The sequence below is a fragment of the Bacillus thermozeamaize genome, assembly GCA_002159075.1.
GTDB lineage: Bacteria > Bacillota > Bacilli > ZCTH02-B2 > ZCTH02-B2 > Bacillus_BB > Bacillus_BB thermozeamaize.
In genome coordinates, this window is the sequence record LZRT01000094.1 from 183,860 (window position 1) to 208,013 (window position 24,154).

A 24,154-nucleotide genomic window follows, 5' to 3' on the forward strand; every position below is an offset into this window, starting at 1 on the left:
ATGAAGGTTGAAGTGTATGACGAAGGAGCATCAACCAGTACAGGGGGTATCCGTGTGAGCAGGGGATTGAAAGGGCTGGCAGTCATCACAACGGTGTTTATGTTCCTGGTCGTCTTCGTCGGCACGATGGTCACAAAAACCGGATCGGGAGACGGGTGCGGCCGATCGTGGCCGTTGTGTGAAGGTCAGTTCCTCCCGCAAGCCAACATCAATTCGATGATCGAATATAGCCACCGGGTGGTTTCCGGTATCGTCGGCATCCTGATTACGGTGTTGCTGGTTTGGGCGTGGCGCGCCTGCAAGGGGCGACGGGATGCCCGCTTTCTTGTCGCGGCCAGTTTTCTTTTTACGGCGATCCAGGCACTGCTCGGGGCGGCGGCTGTGGTGTGGGGACAGTCTCCCCCGATCATGGCATTGCATTTCGGCGTCTCGCTCGTCGCTTTTGCGACGGTATTGTTGTTTACGTTGATTCTCTTTCGCTGGGAATCGCGCCCGGTACAAATGACTTTCACAAAGGGATACCGGAATGCCCTCTTCGGCGTGACCGCTTACACCTATGTGGTGGTATATACGGGGGCGTATGTGGTTCACGGCAATGCGAGCGGCGGATGCGGCAGATGGTTCCCGCTTTGCGACGGGAAGTGGTTTCCCGGCTTTTCGGGTGCGGCAGGAATCCAGTTTGTCCACCGCCTGAGCGCTTTCTTGCTGATGGTGGCAGTACTGGCCTTGCTGGTGGTCACGCTTCGCCGGTACAAGGAACGGCGTGATCTGTACCTCGCGGGGGTGTGGTCCGGCGCGCTCGTCGTGTTGCAGATTTTAAGCGGCGGCCTGATGATGTGGGCAGGGCTCAACCTGTTTACGCGCTTGCTGCACGCCACCTTGATCATGCTGCTGTTTGGCGCGCTCAGCTATATGTGCATGGAAGTGTTCCGCAGGCCGCCCCAGGAAACCGATCAAGCGGACCTGATCGGGAAGCCCCAGGCCAGGCCCTCAGTCGGCTGAGCGCCTTGCCTTTTTGCGCCGGTTCGGGTATAGTATGAATGTCAGACAATTTCATCTCGCTTTTCATCCACTAGGGGTGCTCCGTTGGGAGCTGAGAAAGGGTGTTCAACCCTTAACCCTTTGAACCTGATCTGGATCATACCAGCGTAGGGAAGTGGATCGGAGGATACGAAGGCGTTTTTTGGCGCCACACTCGGCATGAGGAAATTCGTACCCAAACCGCTCCACTGGGAGCGGTTTTTTTGTGCGTTCATTTGGATTTGGTTTTTGCAAGGAGGAGAGGACCCTTGTTTTCCAGTGAGGAATGGAGACGGAGGATCGATGAGAAAAAGGAGGAGTATCTTCAACTGTTGAGCCGGCTGGTGGCTTTTCCGACGGTCAGCCCTCCCGCCAGGAACACGCGTTTGGCGCAGCAATATGTGGCTGAATATTTGCGAAATCTAGGCATGGAGGTGGATCAGTGGGAAATTTACCCGAATGATGATAACGTGGTTGGCCGTTGGCGGGGAACGGGTGGCGGGCGCAGCCTCATTTTAAACGGGCACATCGATGTGGCGAGCGTGGAAGAGGATGAGAGGTGGCGCACGCCGCCATTCACGTTGACCGAGCGGGACGGGCGCCTGTACGGGCGCGGCGTGGCCGACATGAAAGGCGGACTGGCCAGCGGGCTCTTTGCGCTGTCCTTGTTGAAAGAGGCAGGCTTTGTCCCGAAAGGGGATATCATTTTCCAGTCGGTGATTGGGGAGGAGGTGGGGGAAGCCGGGACGCAAGCCTGTGTTCAGCGTGGTTACACAGCCGATTTTGCGATCGTGATGGATACCAGCCAGATGCAGATTCAGGGCCAGGGCGGCGTGATAACCGGTTGGATTGAGATTCGCAGCCCGCATACGTTCCACGATGGCATGCGCGCCAAACTCATCCATGCGGGAGGAGGGCAATTTGGCGCCAGCGCGATTGAAAAAATGGTCAAGGTGATCCACGCGCTTCAGGAATTGGAACGTCATTGGGCAGTGATGAAATCCTATCCGGGCTTTCCTCCCGGTATGAATACCATCAATCCGGCGGTGATTGAAGGGGGACGCCATCCTGCTTTTGTGGCAGATCAGTGCAAACTCTGGATAACGGTCCATTTTTACCCCAATGAAACGTACGAGAGCGTGGCCAAAGAGGTGGAGGAGCATGTCCTGCGGATGGCGGCCGCCGATCCGTGGCTGAGCCAGCATCCGCCGCAATTTCGCTGGGGCGGAAGCTCCATGATTGAAGATCAAGGTGAGATATTCCCGGCCTTGGAAGTCGACTGGCAGCACCCAGGGGTACAGCTTCTCTCGCAAGTGCATGAAGAGATTGGCGGGGTGCCTGCGGTTTGCAGCATGTCGTCCACCGTAACCGATGCAGGCTGGCTGGGGCGGGCCGGTATCCCGACTGTGTTGTACGGGCCCGGTTCACTCGCGCAGGCGCACGCGGTCAATGAAAGCGTGGAATGGGCGGAACTGCTGCAGTATACGCAGACGCTGGTGCGATTTATTGAGCAGTGGTGCGGATGACAGGGGGCAAGGAAGAAACATCACTTTTTGAAAGGGGTATGGGAAATGTCGTTTTCCATGGAATTGCGTCGATTGGCCGAGCCGATCTGGCAGAAAGAGATGGAGCATCCTTTTGTCAAAGGGCTGGCCAGTGGAGAATTGCCGCTAGAGTCGTTTCAATACTACTTGCGCCAGGATTACATTTACCTGATTGCCTTCAGCAGGGTGTTCGCCATCGCCGCGGCCAAATCGCATGATCTTAAAGAGATGGGTGAGTTTGCCGAGCTATTGCACGCCACCTTGCATGATGAGATGGACTTGCACCGAAAATACGCGGCGGAATTTGGCATCTCGCGGGAGGAGCTGGAAGCCACCGTTCCTTCTCCGACAGCCTACGCCTACACCAGCCACCTGGTGCGAACCGCTTATGAAGGGACGATGACAGAGGTGCTGGCCGCCGTGCTGCCGTGCCAATGGGGGTATCACGAGATCGGTTTGCGCTTGGCTCAGGTTCCCGGCTGGGAGTCCTCGCCGTATCGGGACTGGATCAAGACATACGCTTCGCCGGAATTCGGCCGTTTGGCAGCGATGATGCGGGAGCGCCTGGATGCGCTGACCGCGTCGATTGATGAGGCGCATAAGAAGCGATTGCAAGACCTGTTTTTGACCAGCAGCCGATATGAGTATCTCTTTTGGGAAAAGGCCTATCAGCGCGAAGAATGGCCGGTGTAGAGCGGTTCCAGCGGGGAGTGTGGCAGCACATGGGAGAAGTGGAGGATGTGTTGACGTTAAGGGATTTGCATTTCACTTACCGGCAGGCGGGGGGTTCCTTTCCCGTTTTGGACGGCTTTTCCATGAGTGTGCGGGAGGGGGAGTTCTTTACTCTGATCGGGCCGAGCGGCTCGGGAAAGAGTACGTTGTTCAAGCTGTTGACAGGACTGCTGGAACCGGACGCCGGTGAGATTTTGTACCGGGGCCGGCCCTTTTGCCGGCGCCTGGGCAAGGTGGGCTACATGCCCCAGCGGGACACGCTTTTTCCCTGGCGCACGGTGCGCGAAAATGCGGCATTGCCCCTGGAGCTGAAAGGATGGCGGCGCAAAGAGGCGCTCGAACGGGCCGGCTCCTTTTTGGGGGAATTTGGCTTGGAGGCGGTGGCCGACCTGTATCCGCATCAGTTGTCAGGGGGCTTGCGGCAACGGGTTTCTTTTTTGCGGACCGTTCTGGCGGACAACGACGTGCTCTTGCTCGACGAGCCTTTCGGCGCGTTGGACGCGTTGACGCGCGCCCAGCTGCAGGAATGGCTCCTGAACCTGTGGCAGAAGTTGCGGAAGACCGTGCTGTTTATCACCCACGATGTGGAAGAGGCCATCTTGCTCTCCGACCGCATCGGGGTGCTTTCCGCCCGCCCATTGTCCACAGTGCGGATGGTGGAGGTGCCGCTTTCCCGTCCGCGAAAGATGTTCATGGTGACGGAGGAGGCTTTTATCCGTTTGAAACGCCAATTGCTGGAACAAATCCGTGGTGAAGAGGGAGCGCTGGCGACGTGATGTACTGGCTGCAACAGTATCGCGCACCCGTTGCCTTTTTCTTGCTGATGCTGCTCGGATGGGAGGTGGCGGTCAGGGCATTGAACGTGCCGGTGTTCATCCTCCCGCCGCCCTCCGCCATCCTCTACGCGCTGTGGGAGCATGCCGGATTGTTGTTCACCGTGCATCTGCCCGCCACACTGTGGATCATCCTCTTGGGACTGGCCATTTCGGTGGTTTTGGGGGTTGGGCTGGCTGCGGCCATGACGCTGTTTCCGCTGGTGGAACGGACCTTCTATCCGCTGCTGGTGGTTACGCAGACGCTGCCGATCATCGCCTTGTCTCCGGTTTTCGTGTTGTGGTTCGGCTATTCGATCTGGGGAAAAGTGGCGGTGACGGTCCTGATCAGCTTTTTTCCGATTGTGGTGAACACATATGACGGTTTCCGGCGCACGGATGCCGAATGGGTGGAGCTCCTGCGGACGATGGGCGCCAACCGCTGGCAGATTTTTCTCAAGGCGCAGGTGCCCGCTTCCTTGCCGATGTTTTTCACCGGCTTGAAGATGGCGGCGGTGGTCAGCGTCATCGGGGCCACCATCGGCGAATGGCTGGGAGCCAATGAAGGCCTGGGGTATTTCAGCCGGCGGATGGCCCACAGTGTCCGCGCCGCTCCATTGTTTGCCGCGGTACTGGTGCTGTCCCTGCTGGGGATTCTCCTGTTTCTGTTGATTCAGGGCATGGAACGCAAGTGTTTGCCCTGGAAGCGGGAAGGCGGGCACAGGGGATCGGCACGGCAATGATTGGCTTCCTTGCAGGTGTTGAGAGGAAAGCCGTCTGATTCCCGGATGGCCATCCAATGTCCGCATCATGTGCCGGATGTGGATGGTCGGTGAGAAATGGACGTTGGGTGGAACTGTAAATGGGAAGATAGAGGGAATATGGAGGGAATTAGGATGGAGGGAAGGGAAAAATGGACGGACAAAAACAGCGACGAACGATGAACATGCTGGTTTTGGCGTTGCTGGGCGGATTGGCCCTGGTGTTGGCCGCCTGTGGGGGGCAGGGAGAGCTGCCGGATCGGGAGGCAAACGAGACGGGTAGGGGGGCAGATGACGGAAAAAAGCCGGAAAAGCTGAGCATCATGCTTGATTGGTATCCCAATGCGGTGCATGCTTTCATCTATCTTGCCAAAGAGAAGGGATACTTTGCTGAGGAAGGGCTGGATGTGGAGATTCAGATGCCGGCCGAGACCAACGACCCGCTCCGTTTGGTCGCGGCCAATCAGGTGGATTTGGCCTTGAGCTACCAGCCGCAACTGGTGATGGCCAGGGCGGAAGGCGTGCCCAACGTGGCGGTGGCAGCGGTGGTCCGCCACCCCTTGAATGCCATGATGGTCAAGGCGGACAGCCCGATCCAGTCGCCGAAAGATCTTGAAAACCGGAAGCTTGGTTACCCTTCCATTCCCACCAACGAGGCGATTCTTCAGACGATGGTCAAGTCAGACGGTGGGGATCCCGGCAAGGTAACCTTGCAGGATATCGGCTGGGACATCGTGCAGGCTTTGAGCACCGATCAGGTGGACGCGGTCCTGGGCGGCTACATCAATCACGAGAAGCTGCTCCTGGAAAAGCATGGGGTTCCCGTCCGGGTCATCGATCCGGTTGACTATGGCGTTCCCGACTATTATGAACTGATTCTGGTCACGAGCGAGAGCACTTGGAAGGCGAAACGGGAGTCCATCGCGGCATTCTGGCGTGCGGCGCAACGGGCGCAGGAGGAGGTGGCGGCCAATCCGGAAGCTGCGTTGCAAGTGTTGTTCAAGCAGCAAAGCGAGGCGTTCCCGCTGGATGAAGAGATTGAGCGGCAGAGCCTGGAGATCCTCCTGCCGTTGATGGACGCGGGGGAGAAGCCGTTCGGCTACCAAGACGCGCGGGTATGGGAGGAAGTGGTGGACTGGTTGAAGCGCGAAGGCGTGATAGAAAAGGCCATCGCGCCGGAATCTTTGTTCGTCAACCTGGAGGAATGAGGCTCACCATTCAGGCAGGGGCAATTGGAGCTGTTCCTGGTACCGCCGCAGGGTCTCCAGGGCTTCGTCAAGGGTGGGAGCAAGCACATTGAGGTGGCCCATTTTTCGCTTCGGGCGCGCCTCTTTTTTTCCATAGAGGTGCAGCTTGGCCTCTACGGGGAGCGCCGGCAAGCGTTTCAAGACGGCGGCCGGTTCCTCTCCCAGCAGGTTGAGCATGACCACGGGCGAGAGCAGGCGCGTGGACCCGAGCGGCAGGCCGCAGATGGCCCGCACATGCTGTTCAAATTGCGAGGTGACACAGGCTTCCATGGTGTAGTGTCCCGAGTTGTGGGGCCGCGGCGCCAGTTCGTTGACAAATAGCTGGCCTTCTTTTGTCAGGAACATTTCCACCGCAATCAGTCCATAGACATTCAATCGGTTGGCAATCGACGTCGCCAGCTCCTGCGCTTGCTCCTGCAGCGCCTGCGGGATGCGCGCAGGCGCCATGGAGATGCGCAGGATGCCGTCTTGATGGATGTTTTCGGCCGCAGGAAAACAACGCACTTCGCCTGTCGTGCTGCGGGCGGCAATCACCGAGATCTCTTTTTCAAAAGGAATCCATTGTTCCAGAATCAGTTCGGGACACATGCCGGACAGCGTTTCCCAGGCCAAAAGCGCCTCTTCTTCATTGCGGATCACGGCCTGTCCCTTGCCGTCGTAGCCCCCGAGGGCGGTCTTTAGGACACATGGAAAACCCAGTTCCCGAACCCCGTTGGCCAAATCGGCACGCGATCGCACCGGATGGAAGGGCGCGACCGGGATGCCGATGGATGCCAAGGCGCTTTTTTCCCGAATGCGGTGCCGGGATATGGTCAGGATCGCTTTGCCCTGCGGGAGGTAATGGGATTGTTGGAGAGCTTCCACCAGACGATCATCCACATTCTCAAATTCGTAGGTGATGACGTCACACGTTTCGGCCATTTGCATGGCAACCGCCAGATCGTCGAGGGCCCCGGTATATGCTTGATCGGCCACCTGGCCGCAAGGGGAGTCGTCTTGCGGATCGAGGCAGGCAATGCGGTAGCCCATCTGTCGCGCGGCCAGCGCGATCATCCGGCCCAGCTGTCCGCCGCCCAGGATTCCGATGGTGGAACCGGGGAGAATGGCGGGGTGCTTCTGAGCGGGCCCGGTTGCGGCTGCCTTGTGTTCGGACAATGACGGCGAATGATCGGATGAGGTATGTATCGAATCGGTGCGTTCCATGCTTTTCTCCCTTTCCCGCATGACAACTAATCCAATTTCGAGTGTTCCAGAACCTGTTTTTCGATGGCTTCACGCCGCTGTTGCAACCGCTGGCGGACGACCGGATATTTGTTGGCCAGGATGTGGGCCGCAAACAGGCCGGCATTGGTGGCTCCAGCCTTTCCGATGGCCATGGTGGCCACGGGCACGCCGCCTGGCATCTGGACGATGGACAGTAAGGAATCCAGCCCGTTCAATGTGGAACTTTTGACCGGCACGCCGATGACGGGCAGCAAGGTTTTGGCTGCGATCATCCCCGGCAGGTGAGCGGCACCGCCTGCTCCAGCGATGATCACTTCCAATTGGCGCTCTTGGGCGGTCTCCGCGTAGCGGAACATCCAATCGGGTGTCCGGTGGGCGGAGACCACTTTTTTCTCGTAAGGAATTTCCAGCTCCTCGAGAATCGAACAGGCGGCTTTCATCGTTTCCCAGTCAGATGTGCTGCCCATGATCACGCCGACCAGGGGGTGTGGGGGCAATGCGTCAGGTTTCACGGTGTCACGCTCCGCATCGGTTTCGATTTCGCATCACGGATTGAAATGCTGATTTCCTTAATTGATGATGATTCCGGATTGATGATTCATTGATGATGATTCCGGATTGATGATTCATTGATGATGATTCCGGGCCGCTTTTTTCCGCTGATATTCATTGACGGCTTCCCACTTTTCGCGAATGACCGACTCGTCCACCGGAACGCGCCGGGATGCCTCCCAACGGGCAATGCCGACACCGATCAAGGAGCCGATGATCAATGCCAGCAGGATCCACACGACAAACATGCTCGCTTCCTCCTTTCCGTACTGTATTATTTTATCACAAAAAGGGACGAGACAGGTAAACGTTGCGTTGCCCGAAATGTCGGTTTGAGGAATGATTTGATACAATATGTTTGTAACTGTTGATTTCCTGGGGAATAAGGGTGACGCAAGTGTGAACTTGCCGGATCGTTTTGGAGGTGAAGCGATTGAAAGATGAACAATTGGCCCTTTTTCAGGAGTTGACCGAGGCCAACGGCGCTCCCGGATTTGAGGGGCCGGTGCGGGAGATCATGAAGTCTCACCTTCAGCGCTACAGCGACCGGATCGTCTCGGATCGGCTGGGCGGGGTGTTTGGCGTCAAGGAGGGGCCGCCTGACGCCCCGAAGGTTCTGGTTGCCGGTCACATGGATGAAGTGGCCATGATGGTGACGCAGATTACGGAAAAGGGGTTTGTCAAGTTCCAGCCGCTGGGCGGATGGTGGAATCAGGTGTTGTTGGCGCAGCGGGTGCAGATCATCACGGAGCGGGGAGTGGTGCCTGGGGTGATCGGCTCCACGCCGCCTCATCTCCTGGATGAGAATGCGCGGAAGAAACCGGTTCAAATCAGCGAGATGTTCATTGACGTGGGGGCCGACAGCCGGGAAGAAGCCGAAACGATCGGCATCAAGCCCGGGCAGCCGATCTTGCCGGCGACGCCTTTTACCGTAATGGCCGGCGGAAAAAAGTTGCTGGCCAAGGCCTGGGACAACCGTTATGGCTGCGCGTTGGCGATTGAACTGATGCAGGCGTTGAAGGACGAGTCCTTGCAGGTCAGCTTGTACAGCGGGGCGACGGTCCAGGAAGAAGTGGGCCTGCGGGGAGCTGCGGTGGCGGCCAATCTGGTGGAACCGGACCTGTTTTTTGCGCTGGATGCAGGCCCGGCTGGAGATACGCCGGGCGTGCGGGACGGTTTTGGACGGCTTGGAGAAGGGGTATTGATCCGGATTTATGATCGTTCGATGATTTTGCTTCCCGGCTTGCGCGATCTCATCCTGGACGTGGCAGAAACAGAGAAGATCCCCTACCAGTTTTTTGTTTCACAAGGAGGCACCGATGCCGGAAGGGTGCATCTGTCCGGGAGGGGGGTTCCATCTGCGGTGATCAGCATTCCCGCCCGCTATATCCACAGTCATGTCTCGGTCATCCACCGGGATGACTATCAGGCGGCCAAACGGCTCCTGATTGCGCTCTTAAGAAGGATGAATCCGTCGGTGATCAAAGAGATTCAGGCATCCCGGACCCTTTGATGCGGCTGGTCATTGAGCAGGATCCCGAGCCGCGACAGCGCCTGGCACGCTTCATCGATGAGCGACTCCGACTCCGCGGCCACCGTATGCAAGTGGACGCCCCCGGTGAGCGAGGAGAGCAAGGAGGCCCCGGAAGCCTGAATGTTTTTCAGGAAGTGCTGCACATCGCGCCGGTTTTTCAGCATCAAAGAACCGCGAAGTTCTCCATATACGGGATGTTCCACGATGACATCCAGGACCTGAAGGCCGTGATCCACCAGGGTATTCAGCTCCGTTTCCGTTTCTTCCCACTGATGCTTGCAGGCGATCACCCGCGAACAGGGGTATTTTTCCTGCGAGATCTCGGCGTCGTGGTAGAGATACCCTTGCGGCGTGGCCAGAATGGGGTGCTTCGACGCCCTCAGCAGGGCGATATCCTGAACGATGACCTGACGGCTGACGTTGGCCAATTGCGCCAGTTCTGTTCCTGTCACAGGACTGGCCGCTTTTTTTAATTTTTCCAGTATCCATTGCCTGCGCTCTTCACCCGAGAATTTGTGCGTATCTTCCGCCACTTGCCATCCTCCTGACCATGAACTGCTTTGTCTCGTTTATTGTAGCACAATCCGGGAATGGGCATGTTGCGCGTGGAAAACCCATGTGGAAAACACATTTAAATAACATATATTTAACAAAGTATTCAAAAACTCGGCGCAACAATCGACGTAATTTTTGTTATAATGAAAGTGCGATCGGTTAAAAGATTGGAAACTGGAGATAATTATTATATAAAAACGAGAGGTGGAACAACCATGCTGAGTGAAGTGCAACGTTACACGCTGCAGAGAGACCAGTTGTTGTCCGAGTGGGAATCGGCCAGCGATAAAGAAAAACAGCAAATCGTCCTGAAGATCATGGAAATTGATGAAATCATGGAAGATTTGAAGAAAGAGCAGAAAAAGGCCAACTGAAACGACGGGCATGACTTGTCAGAAGTGAGGCTGCTCCCGAAGGTCAAACCTTTGCGGGCGGCCTCTTTTTTACGCGAGCCATTGCATCAACGTTCCGCCCAGGGCGCCTGTCAGCACCACGATCCAAGGCGGCAGGTTCCAAAAAGCGAGCATGGCAAAGAGGATCGCAGCAAGGGAGAAGTCCGCAGGGGTGCGAATCGAACTGACCCAGATCGGATCGTAAAAAGCGGCCAGCAAGATGCCGACGACAGCCGCATTCACTCCATTCATTGCCCCTTGCACGCGCGGTTTTCGGCGGATCGCATCCCAAAATGGCAGGGTGCCCGCGACCAGCAAAAAAGCAGGCAAAAAAATGCCGATGGTGGCGACACCTGCCCCAAACCATCCGCCCATGACTGCCCCGGCGTATGAGGCAAAGGTAAACAACGGGCCCGGAACGGCCTGAGCGGCGCCGTATCCCGCCAAGAATGCTTCACGGCTCATCCAACCGGAAGGAATGAGTTCCCTTTCGAGTAATGGCAATACGACATGCCCGCCGCCAAAGACCAGCGAACCTGCCCGGTAAAAGCTGTCAAAAACAGCCAGCCAGTGTAAGGAAGTGAGATGATGCAAGAGCGGCAGGAGAAACAGCAGGATGAAAAAGAGGGACAGGTGGACGATGGCGGTGGAGCGGCGAACCGGAACGCGCATCAGGGCCTCGCCGCTTGTGTTTTTGACGTCGCGGTTTCTGTAAAGAACGATCCCTGCCGCCCCGGCGAGGATGATCAGCGCGACGTGGCTGAATGCGCTTGGCCATATCAACGTCGTCACGCCCACGCCGATGGCCAGCGTGATGCGGGCGCGATCGGGCGTCAGTTTTTGCCCCATGCCCAGGATGGCTTGGGCCACGACAGCCACGGCGACAATTTTCAAGCCGTGTATCCAGCCGGTGTTTGCCGCGTCAACGTTTTGAAAAAACAGCGCAAACAGAATCAACGCCAAAGCGGATGGGAGGGTAAAGCCTAGCCAGGCGGCAATCCCGCCCGGCAGTCCGGCACGCATGATCCCGATGCCGATCCCGACCTGGCTGCTTGCGGGCCCGGGAAGGAATTGGCAAAGCGAGACGAGGTCCGCGTAACTGCGCTCGTCCAGCCACTTTTTGCGCCGGATGTATTCTTCGTGAAAATAACCGAGATGCGCGATCGGACCGCCGAACGAGGTGAGGCCAAGCTTCGTGGACACGATGAAAACTTCGAGAAGGGATGGCCATTTTTTCCTCTGCATGATATCATTTTCCCTCCACTGACGCCCATTCTTCCAGTTTTTTATCGGAAGGCAGGAACAGGGAGACGATGCCCAAGAGCGGCAGAAAACCGCAGCCGATCATCACAGTTTTTACCCCAAGCCAGTCTACCAGTCCGCCCAGGGCGACCGAGCCCAGCGCTCCCATGCCGAAGGCAAAGCCGATGATCAGCCCCGAGACGGTCCCCACCTTGCCGGGTACCAGATCCTGCGCGTAGACCACCGTCACCGAAAAGCTGGAGAGGACGATAAATCCGATGACGAGCGACAACGGATAGGCCCAGAAGGCATTGACGTGCGGCAGGAGCAGGGACAGCGGCGCAGAACCCAGCATCGAGAAGAGGATCATGTTCCGTCTGCCGAAACGATCGGCGAGCGGCCCGCCCAAAAAGGTGCCCAGTGCGCCCGCAGCCAGGAACAGAAAGATGTAGAGTTGCGCTTCCTTAACCGTCGTGCCGTACTGCTCGATGAGGTAGAACGGATAAAAGTTGGTAATGCCGGCGTGATACCATGAACGGACGAAGACAAACGCGATCAAGAGCGACATGGCCAGCCGCAGCTTGCGCCGGTGCGCGGATGCGTTTTGCAGATCAGCCTCCGGGGAAGGGTTGGCCGCTGTTTTTTTCTTCATTTGTTCCAGCCGGTGCATCTGTGTCCTGTACCAGGAGGCGATGTACATCATCACGAGGATGGCGATGCCCGCCGGGATGGCGAACCAGATGGCTCCGAATTGCCCAAGATTGACGAAGACGAGGGCTGTCATCACAGGCGCCAGCGATTGGCCGCTGTTTCCGCCGACCTGGAAGATGGATTGGCCGAGGCCTCGCCGCTGGCCGCTGCTGAGGTAGGCCACGCGGGAGCCTTCCGGGTGAAAGACGGCTGAGCCCAGGCCGACCAGGATCACCGAAGCCAGAACAAAACTGAAATTGGGCGCAAACGCCAGGCCAATCATCCCGCACATGGTGAAAAACATGCCGATCGGCAGCATGTAAGGGGAGGGGTGCCTGTCTGTGTACCATCCGACCACCGGTTGCATGATCGATGCGGTCATGTTGAGCGCAAAGGCGACGAGCCCCAGTTGCAGGTAAGTCAGGTGCATCGATTCCCGCAGGATCGGAAAGATGGCGGGGATCACCGCCTGAATGGTATCATTGAACAGGTGGACCAGGCTGATGGCCAGCAAAATGTTGTACAGTGTGGGTTTGACCGCCGGGTCCGGCTTTGCCGCAACTTCCAAGCCGATTCTCCTCTCTGCGGAAGGTTTCTCTGTATCATGGTTTTTCTGTATGCTTTTTTTCGCCGCACGAACAAAAGAAGATAGTTTCATTGTATCACGACTGGTGAAGCGTGTCTTGCAAGTTGTTTCGCGAAAACGGACGAAGGTGATAGGATGCTGACGAAGCTTCCCTCAGAGTTCATCAAGCGGATGGAACACTGGCTGGGAAATGATGCGGAGCCCTTTTTTCGCGTCTATCGGGAGGAACGGGTTTATGGCCTGCGGATCAATCCGCTCAAGATCACGCCTCAGGAGTGGCTGGCCCGAAGCCCTTTCCCGCTGGAGCCGGTGCCGTGGTGCCCGACGGGGTTTTATTATCCGGGAACCGACCGCCCAGGCAAGCACCCCTACCATGCCGCCGGAGTGTATTACATCCAGGAACCGAGCGCGATGGCGGTGGTGGAAGTGCTGGGCGTGCAGCCTGGTGAAAAGGTCCTGGATCTGGCTGCCGCCCCAGGAGGGAAAGCAACCCAAGCGGGAGCGGCGCTGCGGGGAGAGGGACTGCTGGTGGCCAACGATATTCATCCGGAAAGGGCGAAGGTGCTTTCAGAGAACGTGGAACGCATGGGACTGCGGAATGTGCTGGTGACCAGTGAGTCGCCGGAGCGGTTGGCGGCCCGCTTTCCCGCTTTTTTTGACAAGATCATTGTTGATGCTCCCTGTTCGGGGGAGGGGATGTTCCGCAAAGATCCGGATGCGCGTGGCGCTTGGTCTTTGGCTCATATCCGCCTCTATGCGGAGCTTCAGGACAAAATCCTGGCCGCGGCGGCGAACATGCTAAAACCAGGCGGGAAAATGGTGTACTCCACATGCACGTTTGCGCCGGAGGAAAACGAGGGGACGGTGGCCCGCTTTCTTGACCGCCACGGCGATTTCCGTCTGGTGGCGCATCATCTGGCGGATCATTTTGATCCGGGTTGCCCCCAGTGGTGGAACGGCAGAGAGGAACTGGCGCTTTGTTCCCGCCTCTGGCCGCACCGCCTGCGAGGGGAGGGACATTTCATCGCGTTATTGGAGCGCAGCGGGGATGCCCATCCGGGAGAAGCCTTGGCATGGAAGGAAAAAAGAAAGGGGCGCAAATCTCAGCCAAGGTATCCAGGATTGTCCTATCAGGAGGCATGGAAGCGCTTTGCGGAATTTGCACGGGAATACTTGACGCTGGATCCGGAACAGTTGGCCGCGCCGGAGCGGCTCTGTCTGTATAAAGACCAAGTGTACGTGCTGCCGGATGTCCAAGGCGTGGATTTGGCCGCTTTCATGCCAGGCTTCCGGATCTTGCGGCCGGGCTTGCATCTGGGAACGTTGAAAAAGGAACGCCTGGAGCCGGCGCATGCCCTCTCGCTGGCTCTCGCGCCGGCCGATGTCAGGCAACGGTATGAGCTGTCCCTGGAAACGGCAGGGGGGCAGCCGGAAGCGATTCGGTATTTGCGCGGCGAGAGCCTGCTTCTCCAGGAAGCGGGGGAAGGTTTTTCCGGATGGGTCCTGCTTGTCGCGGACGGTTTTCCGTTGGGATGGGGAAAGGCCAGCAACGGACAGATCAAGAACCGCTATCCCAAGGGCCGGCGTTGGTTTGCTGAAAGTTGACACCCACCAGGGCTCGTTTTATTGTAGTAGTTGGAGTGTGCTGAAAGGAATGACGGGAATGACACTTTCCAATGTGGGTGTCAGTGCATCGCGACAACTGGGCGCTTTGTTGCTGAGGGGAAGGGAGCTGGCCAGGTGCAAGGGGGAGGCGGTGCTGGTTGGCGGAACGGTTCCCGTCCCGGAGCCGGTTGATCCCATCTCCCTGTTTGGCAAGGGATGGGTACGGAACGAGAAGGTGTTCTTTTGGGCCAAGGCAGGGGGCCGCTTTGGCCTGGTAGGCCTGGGGCAGGCGGCTGCCATGGAAGAGCATGGCCAAGATGAAGGAGATGAAGCGGACCGCGTTGTAAACGCAGATCGTTGTGAGAAGTTGTTCCGAAGCTGGCAAAAGTGGCTGTCGGCGGGACTGAGGGAAGGCCCGAGAGAGCCGGGCTTAGGACCTGTCCTGCTTGGCGGCTTTTCGTTTGATCCGCTCAAAGCGAGCAGTCCGTTGTGGCGGGATTTTCCGGGCGTCTGTTTTGTCCTGCCGGAATACCTGTATACCTGGCGGGAAGATCAGGGGTGGTTGTCTGTCAACCGGTTCGTATTGCCTCAGGATGAGGAAACGGAGCTGATGGCCTGGGCCGAACAAGGCTGGCGCTGGGTGCAGGAAGGCGACCTGCGGCAGCCGTCAGGGATGCATGGGGGGTTGGCAGATGGCGCGCCGGCGCATGGGACAGCGGCTGACATGCAGGATGCGCGTGCCGATCTGCAGGAATGGCTGCAAGGCCGCGGCCTGTCCGTTCATGAAAGGGATCCGGAAACCTGGAAACGGGCTGTCAGACAGGTGGCCAAAGAGATACGGGATGGACATCTGAAAAAAGTGGTCCTGGCGCGGGATTTGGTTCTGAAAGCGGAACAGCCGTTTTTCCCGGCGGTGATCTTAGAGGCGCTGCGACAGCGCCAGGGGCGTGACTGTTACCTGTTTGCTGTCCGCCGCGGCGCAAGTTGTTTTCTCGGAGCGACACCCGAGCGGCTGGTGGAAGTGGAAAGGCAAGAGGTTCGGGCGACATGCCTCGCCGGATCGGTTGCCCGCGGCAAGACGCCGGCGGAGGATGAGCGGTTGGGCGCATTGTTGCTGGCCGATGCGAAAAACCGGGCGGAACATGCCGTTGTGGCGGAGATGCTTCGGGAAGCCCTCGCCCCGTCCTGTTCCGCGCTGGAGGTGCCGGCAGAGCCGGTCCTGATGAAGCTGCGGGACATTCAGCACCTGTATACACCGGTCACCGGACGGCTGCGGCCGGGACATCATTTGCTGACGCTGGTGAAGGCCCTGCATCCGACACCGGCCGTGGGAGGATACCCTCGCGAGGCGGCGTTGGCGCGGATACGTGAGTTGGAGCAGATGGATCGGGGATGGTATGCGGCACCGGTCGGATGGCTGGACAGCGAAGGAAACGGGGAGTTTGCAGTGGCCATCCGCTCGGCGCTGATAAGGGAGGATGAGGCGGTGTTGTTTGCCGGATGCGGGATCATGGGCAATTCCGATCCGCAGGAAGAATGGGAAGAGACGCGGTTGAAAATGTTTCCTATGTTGTATGCGATTGGAAGTGCTGGGCGATGAACCGGTCACAGGCGATGTACGTCTACCTGAATGCCTTTATAGAAGAGTTGTCCCGAAACGGTGTGCGCCATGTGGTGTATTGTCCCGGTTCCCGTTCGACGCCGCTGGCGATGCGGCTTGCGGAGCATCCGCGCATTCGCTGCTGGCTGCATCTGGATGAGCGTTCAGCCGCCTTTTTCGCGCTCGGCATGGCAAAACGGTTGCGGGAACCGGTCGCTTTGCTCTGCACATCGGGCACGGCTGCGGTGAACTTTGCTCCGGCAGTGGTAGAGGCCCATTACGCCCGTGTGCCGCTTGTGGTCCTGACGGCTGACCGGCCGCCGGAGCTGCGGGATGCGGGAGCGCCGCAGACGATTGATCAGGTGCATCTGTACGGCCGGCATGTCCGATGGTTCATGGAGATGGCACTGCCGGAAACGTCGCCTGAACTGCTCCGTTATGTGCGGACCGTGGCCGCCAAGGCGGTGGCGTTGGCACAGGGGAGTTTCCCCGGACCGGTTCATCTGAATTTTCCATTTCGTGAACCGCTGGTTCCGGAACCGCCGCCTGAGATGGCTTCCGGTGAGCAGGATCCGTGGTCAGGCGGCAGGATGCCGCAGGGAGACTGTGGAGAAGAATGCCGTGACGGAAGGCGTTTGGGAAATCCCGCCGACGGATGGCACGACGGGAAGCTGCGAAGCGGCGGGGAGGCGCCTTATGTGGCGGTCAGGAGCGGCCGCCTGGTGCTTGACGATGAGACGATCAAGCGCCTGGCCGGATGGTTGTCCGGAACAGAACGGGGCGTGATCGTCTGCGGTCCGCAGACCGATCCCGCTTTTGCCCGGGCGGTCGGCAAACTGGCGGAGCGGCTCCAGTACCCGCTTCTGGCTGATCCGCTTTCACAGGTGCGTTGCGGCCGCCATCCGCTTTCGGCGGTGGTGGAGATGTATGATGCCCTGTTGCGGGTGACCGCGTTTGCGGAGAAGGCCAAACCGGAAGTGGTGCTTCGTTTTGGGGCCTTGCCGGTGTCCAAGCCGTTGCTGCAGTATTTGAGCCGCCATGCGGATGCCCGCCAAATTGTGGTGGATGGCCACGCCATGTGGCACGATCCCGTCTTTTCAGCAGCGGAAGTGCTCCAGGCGGATCCGGCCTGGGTTTGTGAGCGGTTGTGTGTGCAGTTGGATGAAGCGGCTCAAAAGCAAAACCGCGGAGAGTCGGCACCTGAGGGGCGTAAATCCAGCGGGGAGTGGCTTTCCTGGTGGCAGAAAGCCAACCGGCTGGCGCGCAGGACGGTGGAGCGCACGATGTCCGATGCCGATACCGTTGCGGGTGATGCGGATACCGGCCTGTTTGAAGGCCGCCTGTTTCCCGAACTGGCCGGCCTGCTTCCGGAAGGCTGCCTGCTGTACGTGGGAAACAGTATGCCGGTGCGGGATCTGGACAGCTTTTTTCCCACCCTGCAAAAGGAACTGTTCTTCTTGGCTAACCGTGGGGCAAACGGCATTGACGGCGTGGTTTCCAGTGCGCTGGGAGCCAGCGCGGCGGGGGAAGAACCGGTCATTCTGGTGATTGGCGATTTGTCGTTTTACCACGACTTGAACGGGCTTTTGGCAGCCAAATTGCACCGGCTGAACCTGACGGTGATCCTGGTCAACAATGATGGCGGCGGGATCTTTTCTTTTCTGCCGCAAGCGGAACATCCTGAACATTTCGAGGCTTTGTTCGGCACGCCGCACGGTCTCTCCTTTGAACCGGCGGTGAAGATGTACGGCGGATGTTACCGTCGCGTGGATGACTGGGAGCAGTTTTCCCAGGCAGTGCGCACGAGCCTCGCGAAAGGCGGCCTGTCCGTGATCGAGGTGCCCAGCCGGCGTGATGCGAACCTGAACGCTCACCGGCAGATCTGGCGGGAAGTGGCCCAGGCGCTGGAAGCCTCCCTGTAGACGAATCGGATGGAGGCGGGAAGATGATTCTTCGGATCAATGACATGAAGTATTACGTGGAGCGGGCGGGGGAGGGTCAAGCCCTGCTCCTGCTGCACGGCTTTACCGGGAGCACGGAAACCTGGAGTCCTTTCGTCGAAGCGTGGAGCAGGCATTATCAGGTGCTGGCCGTCGATTTGCCCGGTCACGGACGGACGGATGCGCCGGCCGACCTGAAATACTACCGAATGGAGCGGGTGGTGCACGATCTGCTGTCGATTCTCGATCAGCTGGGGATCGGAGCGTTTCACCTCCTGGGTTACTCCATGGGCGGCCGGGTGGCGCTTCACCTCGCTCTGGCCGCGCCTGAACGGGTAAGGGCATTGATCCTGGAAAGCGCCTCCCCGGGCATTGCCGATGCGCAGGAACGCGAGGCCCGCCGTCAGCAGGATGAGCGGCTGGCGCAGCAGATTGAGCAAAAGGGGATCCAGTGGTTTGCCGCCTACTGGGAAGACCTTCCTTTGTTTGCCAGCCAGAAGTCCCTGCCGTCGGCGGCCCGGCAGCGGTTGCGGGAACAGCGGCTCGCGCAACGGCCCCAGGGTCTGGCGGGTAGTTTGCGCGGGATGGGAGCAGGCGTCCAAGCCCCCTTGCATGCGCGTTTGCGGGAATTGCAGATGCCGGTGCTGCTCCTGACCGGCGAACTTGATGAAAAGTATGGCGATTTGGCACAATGGATGGTGGGACAGCTTCCGCGTGGCGTATGGCATCCGATCCGGGAGGCGGGACATGCCGTCCACCTGGAACAGCCGGCCAGGTTTCAAGCGGAGGTGTTGGCTTTCCTGGGACAACAACATCCCATCGGCTGAGGCAAAGGTGGCGAACTTGCAACCGAGGACTGAAACCGCAAAATCAATCCTTTCATCATCAGATTATCAGGAGGAAAGGCAGGGATTGCCAAATGGCTGTGGAATGGAAAACGGCGCGAACTTATAACGACATTTTGTATGAAACGTATGAAGGCATCGCCAAGATCACGATCAACCGTCCGGAGGTGAGAAACGCCTTCCGGCCCGAGACAGTGATGGAAATGATGGATGCTTTTGCCGCCGCCAGGGATGACAGCGATATCGGCGTCGTGATCCTGACCGGGGCAGGGACGGAAGCCTTCTGTTCCGGCGGCGATCAGCGGGTGCGCGGGGACGGCGGATATGTCGGAAAAGATCAGGTGCCGCGCCTCAACGTACTGGATCTTCAGCGGCAAATTCGGACACTGCCGAAACCGGTGATCGCGATGGTGGCCGGGTACGCGATCGGCGGCGGGCATGTGCTTCATCTGGTGTGCGACCTGACCATTGCCGCCGACAATGCCATATTCGGCCAGACGGGGCCGAAAGTGGGCAGCTTTGACGCCGGATATGGCGCCACTTACCTGGCCCGGGTGGTCGGACACAAGAAAGCGCGGGAAATCTGGTACCTGTGCCGGCAATACACCGCTCAACAAGCGTTGGAGATGGGGCTGGTCAACGCGGTGGTGCCTTTGGAGAGACTGGAGGAAGAAACCATCCAGTGGGCGAAAGAGATCCTGGAAAAGAGCCCGACGGCCATCCGTTTCCTGAAGGCGGCCTTCAACGCCGACACGGACGGGCTGGCGGGCATCCAGCAACTGGCGGGTGACGCCACGCTGTTGTATTACTTGACGGACGAGGCGAAAGAAGGAAAAAACGCCTTCCTGGAAAAGAGAAAACCCGATTTTTCCAAGTTTCCCCGTTTTCCCTGATGGACGGAAGGAGGAAAAAGGTTGGAACAAAGCCGTATGCCCAACTGGCTGGCCCGGCAGGCGACGCTTTCCCCAGGGAAGCTGGCGCTCATTGCGGGCGAGGTGAGATGGACCTTTGCCGAACTGGAGAGCCGGGCGCGCAAGCTGGCCCAGGAACTGGCCCGGCTCGGCGTGGGCACCGGGGATCGGGTGGCGGTGCTTTGCCAGAACGGAGCGCATCTGGTGACCCTGATTCATGCCTTGATGAAACGGGGCGCCGTGCTGGTTCCGTTCAACTTGAGGCTGAGCGTCAGCGAACTGGCATGGCAGGTGCAGGATGTCAAGCCGCACCTGTTTTTTTATGACGCAGCCCATGAACGGAAGGCGGCGGGGCTGCTGGAACGGTTTCCCGATTTGAAGGCGGTTCAGCTGGAACAGGTGCTGGAGGGCAGGCCTCTTTTGCGCCAGACCGGCCATCGGGATCATTCCGGCGCTCGTCACTCTGAATGCGAATCCCATATTCTGGAATATCTGGACCGCAACCAGGTTCACTGCATCATTTATACATCGGGCACGACAGGCAAACCCAAGGGAGCCATGCTGACCTATGGAAACCATTGGTGGAGCGCCACCGGCTCGGCGTTGAATCTCGGCAACCTGCCGGATGACCGGTGGCTTGCCTGTGTGCCGCTGTTTCATGTGAGCGGCCTTTCGATCCTCATGCGCAGTGTCATCCTGGGCATTCCGATGGTGCTTCTTCCCGGCTTTGACCCGGACGAGGTGAACCGGGTGATTGAAGAGGAAAAAGTGACCATCATTTCGGTGGTCAGCAACATGCTCCGGCGGATGCTGGAGGCGCAGGGGAACAGGCCCTACCCGTCACACCTGCGCTGTGTCCTGTTGGGCGGGGGGCCGGCTCCCCGAACGCTCTTGGAAGCGTGCGCGGAGCGGGGGATTCCGGTGGTCCAGACGTACGGCATGACCGAAACCGCCTCGCAGGTGGTGACGCTGCCTCCCCATGAGGCGTTGCGCAAACTGGGCTCGGCCGGCAAACCCCTGTTTTCTGTAGAGCTTCGGATTGCGTCGGATGGCGAAGAAACGGCGCCGGGAGAGGTTGGCGAAATTCTGATCCGCGGCCCCAATGTGACGGCCGGTTACTTCGGGAGGCCGGAGGAGACGGCGAAGGCGATCCGGGACGGCTGGCTCCACACCGGTGACCTCGGCTATTTGGATGACGAAGGGTTTTTGTACGTCCTGGACCGGCGCCATGATCTGATCATCTCGGGCGGTGAAAATGTGTACCCGGCGGAAGTGGAGGCGGTTCTCTCTGCCCACCCGCACATTGTGGAGGCGGGTGTGGTGGGTGTCCCCGATGAGCAGTGGGGACAGGTGCCCGTGGCCGTGGTCCGGGTCCGGGACGGCGTGGAACTGGATGAGCAGGCGGTGATCGCCTTCTGCCGGGAGCGGCTGGCCTCCTATAAAGTGCCGCGAAAAATCTGCCGGACGGAGCAGCTGCCCTACAATGCCTCGGGCAAACTGGTCCGCCACCAGCTGCGGCAATGGCTGTTGGAGGGTGGTTTGTAACCGCTATGGGGCGCGGAAGGTTTCAGACGCCTGCCGGTATTTTCGAAGCCGGGTGAGGGCAACCCGGTAGCCCATCCCCGGAGATTCCGGCACGAGGATTTGTCCGTCGTCGACCGTCACCTCAGGTTCGATAATGTCTTCCTGCCAATACCGTTTGGAGGCGGAGATGTCGCCGGGCAAGGTGAAGCCGGGCAAGGCAGCCAGGGCGATGTTGTGCGCCCGGCCGACGCCCGACTCCAGCATGCCGCCGCACCAGACGGGGACCTGTTGTTGGAGACAGAGGTCGTGAATGCGGCGCGCTTCGGCATAACCGCCCACGCGGGCCAGCTTGAGGTTGACGATTTTGCAACTTCCCAGCGTCAGTGCCAGCCGCGCTTCTTCAAAGGTGCTGATGCTCTCGTCAAGGCACAGGGGCGTGCGGAGATGCCGCTGCAGTGTGGCGTGATCCAGCAGGTGACCGGCGGGCAAGGGTTCTTCGATCATCAACAGTTCATAGTCATCCAGCGCTTTCAGCCGGTCCAGATCAGCCAGCGTGTAAGCGCCGTTGGCGTCTGCCATCAGCATCAGGCCGGGGTAGCGCTGCCTGACCTGGCGGATGATCTCGAGATCGCGTCCAGGCTCGATTTTCAGCTTGACGCGACGGTATCCGGCTTCCAGGTATTGTTCGATCTTTCGGAACAGTTCATGGATGGTCTCCTGGATCCCGATGCTGACTCCGACAGGGATGGCTTTCCGTTCTCCGCCCCAGGTGATGGCAAGCGGGAGGTTCCTTTTTTTGGCGTACAAATCCCAAACGGCTCCTTCCAAGCCGGCCTTGGCCATGTGATGCCGCTGGACGTGGGCCAGGCGCCGCGGCACGGAATCGGGATGATCCAAGGGGGAAGCGAGCAGGGCCGGAATCAGGAAGTCCCGCAGAATGTGCCAGGCGGTGGTCAGTGTCTCCTCGGTGTAAAAGGGTGCGGTAAAAGGCACCACCTCTCCCCAGCCGCTTACCCCGTCCGTATCCACAGCTTCGACGAGCAGCAGTTCCCGTTCGGAAAACGCGCCAAAACTGGTGCGAAACGGGGTGACGAGCGGCATTTTCAGATGGTGCAGCGTGATGGCCTGAAGTCGAATCGGCTCGGAGGACGCCATCGTTGTTCATCCTTTCCGTAAAACAAAATTGCTAACCATGATCATTCTACTTACAATCCCTCAACTCCTGTATGTTTGGCGTCTTGGGAGGAAAAAATCTGGCAGACCTTGAAGAGCGGTGATCCGTGTGAGCCCTCTGTTCAAAAGTGACTTATTCAGGTTGAAGGACTTGTTCAAGGCCAGCAACTGGATCCTCGGCCTGCAATGGCTCGTCTTCCTCTTTACCAACATTGTTGTGATCCCCATTTCCGTGGGGGCGGCTTTTGGGCTGGAGCAAGGGAAGATTGCCTCATTGCTTCAGATTTCATTTGTGGTGACGGGGCTGGCCTGTATGATGCAGGCGCTTTTTGGCCACCGGCGGGCGATTATGGAAGGACAGTCTGGGCTATGGTGGGGCGTGATCCTGTCGCTTTGTTCCACCGCTTCCGCGCAGGGCGTATCACTGGAAACGTTGGGTGGAAGCCTGGGCATCGGCATCGTCATTTCGGGGACTTTGACCCTGTTGATCGGGTTGAGTGGCCTTGGTTATCATCTGGCCCGGCTGTTTAACCCGGCTGTGATGGGCGTCTTCATGTTTTTGCTCGGATGCCAGCTGGCCGGAATTTTCCTGAAGGGCATGTTGGGGATACCTTTTGGGCATGCACCGGCTGGGGAAGCATCGGAAAGCGCGCAGATCGATGTGGCCGTCTCGCTGCTTTCACTGGTTGTGGTGATCGGCGTGATTTTGATCAATATCAAGACTCCGCCGAGGATTGGCCGGTATGCCTTGCTCATCGGAATGATCGCCGGCTGGGCGCTTTTTGTTCAGATTTTTCAATCGGATGAGGCGGTTGGCCCGTTTCCGCCTTTTCGCATGCAACCGTTTCCGTTCGGAGCGCCTGCGTGGGATGCGGGCATCATCGTGACGGCGGTGCTTGCCGGTTTGCTCAATCTGGCCAACACGTTTGGCGCCTTAAAAGGAACGGAAGGGATGTACCGGTCGGAGACGGGGCCGGCGGTGTATCGCGCGTCATTGTCCATCACCGGAGTGTTTGTCGGCCTTTCGGGTCTGTTGGGCCTGGTTCCCTATGCGCCTTATGTATCCTCGATCGGCTTTCTTCAGCAGGTGGGCGTCCTCCGCAGGCTTCCGTTCATTCTCGGGAGCTTCATGTTTATTGTGATGGGGATTGTCCCGTGGCTCGGCCAGTGGCTTACCCGGCTGCCCCTGAGTGTCGGCAGCGCTGTCCTTTTTGTTGCTTATCTGCAGCTTCTGCTTTCGTCGTGGAATTTTTTCCGGCAGGTGGAATGGAACACGGCAAACATCTACCGTTCGGCCATCCCTTTGTTTGTTGGGATCGTCATCATGACCATGCCGGCATCTTATTTTGAGCCGATTCCTGCCTTGGTCCGGCCCCTTGTCAGCAATGGCCTGCTGATGGGCATCCTGCTGGCGCTGCTGTTGGAGAACCTTGTTCGGTGGGATCGAATGAGATGGTCCGGGAGGGGTTAAAGGACATAGGTTTTGGGGGACGATGGCGCATGCCGTCCCCATTTTTGCTTGTTAAGGGTAATGACGCTGTTGTTGTGCTGTGATATTGTCAGGGTGTAATTGTTCCGAGAAAATGTCAGTATGAGCAAGGAGCAGATGATCACCTTGACAAAAGAAGAATTGAAACGCGTCATGGTTCTCGAACAATGGATTGA

20 protein-coding genes and 1 other annotated feature are annotated in these 24,154 nt (G+C 58.6%); of the genes, 14 read left to right on the forward strand and 6 right to left on the reverse strand.

Features of this window, described 5'->3' with window-relative positions; all coding sequences use genetic code 11:
• Positions 1-54: 54 nt before the first annotated feature.
• The 6 genes from BAA01_02025 to BAA01_02050 all read left to right on the forward strand — a co-directional run bounded on the left by BAA01_02025 (position 55) and on the right by BAA01_02050 (position 6,077).
• Positions 55-1,002: a hypothetical protein gene (locus tag BAA01_02025; protein OUM86129.1), complete on the forward strand. Its 948-nt coding sequence runs from the start codon at positions 55-57 to the stop codon at positions 1,000-1,002.
• A gap of 62 nt (positions 1,003-1,064) precedes the next feature.
• Positions 1,065-1,172, forward strand: a binding site (TPP riboswitch).
• A gap of 117 nt (positions 1,173-1,289) precedes the next feature.
• Entirely contained in the window at positions 1,290-2,546 is a 1,257-nt protein-coding gene (locus tag BAA01_02030; GenBank protein OUM86130.1) for an acetylornithine deacetylase, read from the forward strand.
• Between the two features lie 45 nt (positions 2,547-2,591).
• Positions 2,592-3,257, forward strand: a complete 666-nt coding sequence (locus BAA01_02035; protein OUM86131.1) for a thiaminase II — start codon at positions 2,592-2,594, stop codon at positions 3,255-3,257.
• Positions 3,258-3,286: 29 nt separating this feature from the next.
• Positions 3,287-4,072: a hypothetical protein gene (locus BAA01_02040; GenBank protein OUM86132.1), complete on the forward strand. Its 786-nt coding sequence runs from the start codon at positions 3,287-3,289 to the stop codon at positions 4,070-4,072.
• Complete coding sequence (locus tag BAA01_02045) at positions 4,072-4,851, forward strand: ABC transporter permease (protein ID OUM86133.1); 780 nt, start codon at positions 4,072-4,074, stop codon at positions 4,849-4,851. Before BAA01_02040 ends, BAA01_02045 begins: the two co-directional genes overlap by 1 nt.
• A gap of 170 nt (positions 4,852-5,021) precedes the next feature.
• Entirely contained in the window at positions 5,022-6,077 is a 1,056-nt protein-coding gene (locus tag BAA01_02050) for an ABC transporter substrate-binding protein (GenBank protein ID OUM86134.1), read from the forward strand.
• 3 nt (positions 6,078-6,080) lie between these two features.
• Here the strand turns inward: BAA01_02050 and BAA01_02055 are convergent, their stop codons facing one another.
• Entirely contained in the window at positions 6,081-7,271 is a 1,191-nt protein-coding gene (locus BAA01_02055; protein OUM86169.1) for a 5-(carboxyamino)imidazole ribonucleotide synthase, read from the reverse strand.
• 74 nt (positions 7,272-7,345) lie between these two features.
• Positions 7,346-7,807, reverse strand: a complete 462-nt coding sequence (locus BAA01_02060; protein OUM86170.1) for a 5-(carboxyamino)imidazole ribonucleotide mutase — start codon at positions 7,805-7,807, stop codon at positions 7,346-7,348.
• Between the two features lie 518 nt (positions 7,808-8,325).
• Here BAA01_02060 and BAA01_02065 point away from each other — a divergent pair.
• Positions 8,326-9,405, forward strand: a complete 1,080-nt coding sequence (locus tag BAA01_02065; protein OUM86135.1) for a peptidase M28 — start codon at positions 8,326-8,328, stop codon at positions 9,403-9,405.
• Here the strand turns inward: BAA01_02065 and BAA01_02070 are convergent.
• The 3 genes from BAA01_02070 to BAA01_02080 form a co-directional block, all read right to left on the reverse strand.
• Positions 9,384-9,959 carry a transcriptional regulator gene (locus BAA01_02070; protein ID OUM86136.1) on the reverse strand — a complete coding sequence of 192 codons (576 nt, stop codon included), beginning with the start codon at positions 9,957-9,959 and terminating at the stop codon, positions 9,384-9,386. The genes BAA01_02065 and BAA01_02070 overlap by 22 nt on opposite strands.
• A gap of 465 nt (positions 9,960-10,424) precedes the next feature.
• Positions 10,425-11,618, reverse strand: a complete 1,194-nt coding sequence (locus BAA01_02075; GenBank protein ID OUM86137.1) for a ChrA protein — start codon at positions 11,616-11,618, stop codon at positions 10,425-10,427.
• Between the two features lie 4 nt (positions 11,619-11,622).
• Positions 11,623-12,873 (reverse strand): Fosmidomycin resistance protein, encoded by a 1,251-nt coding sequence (locus BAA01_02080; protein ID OUM86138.1) that lies wholly within the window; start codon positions 12,871-12,873, stop codon positions 11,623-11,625.
• 153 nt (positions 12,874-13,026) lie between these two features.
• On the opposite strand from BAA01_02080, the gene BAA01_02085 reads away from it, so the two are divergent.
• The 6 genes from BAA01_02085 (at position 13,027) to BAA01_02110 (ending at position 21,337) form a co-directional block, all read left to right on the forward strand.
• Positions 13,027-14,496 (forward strand): hypothetical protein, encoded by a 1,470-nt coding sequence (locus tag BAA01_02085; protein OUM86139.1) that lies wholly within the window; start codon positions 13,027-13,029, stop codon positions 14,494-14,496.
• A 49-nt stretch (positions 14,497-14,545) separates the two neighbouring features.
• Complete coding sequence (locus tag BAA01_02090) at positions 14,546-16,096, forward strand: hypothetical protein (GenBank protein OUM86140.1); 1,551 nt, start codon at positions 14,546-14,548, stop codon at positions 16,094-16,096.
• Positions 16,093-18,018, forward strand: coding sequence for a 2-succinyl-5-enolpyruvyl-6-hydroxy-3-cyclohexene-1-carboxylic-acid synthase (locus BAA01_02095; protein ID OUM86141.1), 1,926 nt, complete (start codon positions 16,093-16,095; stop codon positions 18,016-18,018). The genes BAA01_02090 and BAA01_02095 overlap by 4 nt, the downstream gene beginning before the upstream one ends.
• Before the next feature lie 23 nt (positions 18,019-18,041).
• Positions 18,042-18,863 (forward strand): 2-succinyl-6-hydroxy-2,4-cyclohexadiene-1-carboxylate synthase, encoded by an 822-nt coding sequence (locus BAA01_02100; GenBank protein OUM86142.1) that lies wholly within the window; start codon positions 18,042-18,044, stop codon positions 18,861-18,863.
• A gap of 92 nt (positions 18,864-18,955) precedes the next feature.
• On the forward strand, positions 18,956-19,774 hold the full coding sequence (locus tag BAA01_02105) for a 1,4-dihydroxy-2-naphthoyl-CoA synthase (GenBank protein OUM86143.1): 819 nt from the start codon (positions 18,956-18,958) through the stop codon (positions 19,772-19,774).
• 36 nt (positions 19,775-19,810) lie between these two features.
• Positions 19,811-21,337: an O-succinylbenzoate-CoA ligase gene (locus BAA01_02110; protein ID OUM86172.1), complete on the forward strand. Its 1,527-nt coding sequence runs from the start codon at positions 19,811-19,813 to the stop codon at positions 21,335-21,337.
• A 3-nt stretch (positions 21,338-21,340) separates the two neighbouring features.
• Here the strand turns inward: BAA01_02110 and BAA01_02115 are convergent, their stop codons facing one another.
• Positions 21,341-22,453 (reverse strand): o-succinylbenzoate synthase, encoded by a 1,113-nt coding sequence (locus BAA01_02115; protein OUM86171.1) that lies wholly within the window; start codon positions 22,451-22,453, stop codon positions 21,341-21,343.
• Positions 22,454-22,631: 178 nt separating this feature from the next.
• Between BAA01_02115 and BAA01_02120 the strand changes: the two genes are divergently transcribed.
• The gene (locus tag BAA01_02120; GenBank protein ID OUM86173.1) at positions 22,632-23,960 is read left to right on the forward strand and encodes a uracil/xanthine transporter; all 1,329 of its coding nucleotides are present in this window, start codon (positions 22,632-22,634) and stop codon (positions 23,958-23,960) included.
• The last annotated feature ends 194 nt before the right edge of the window (positions 23,961-24,154 follow it).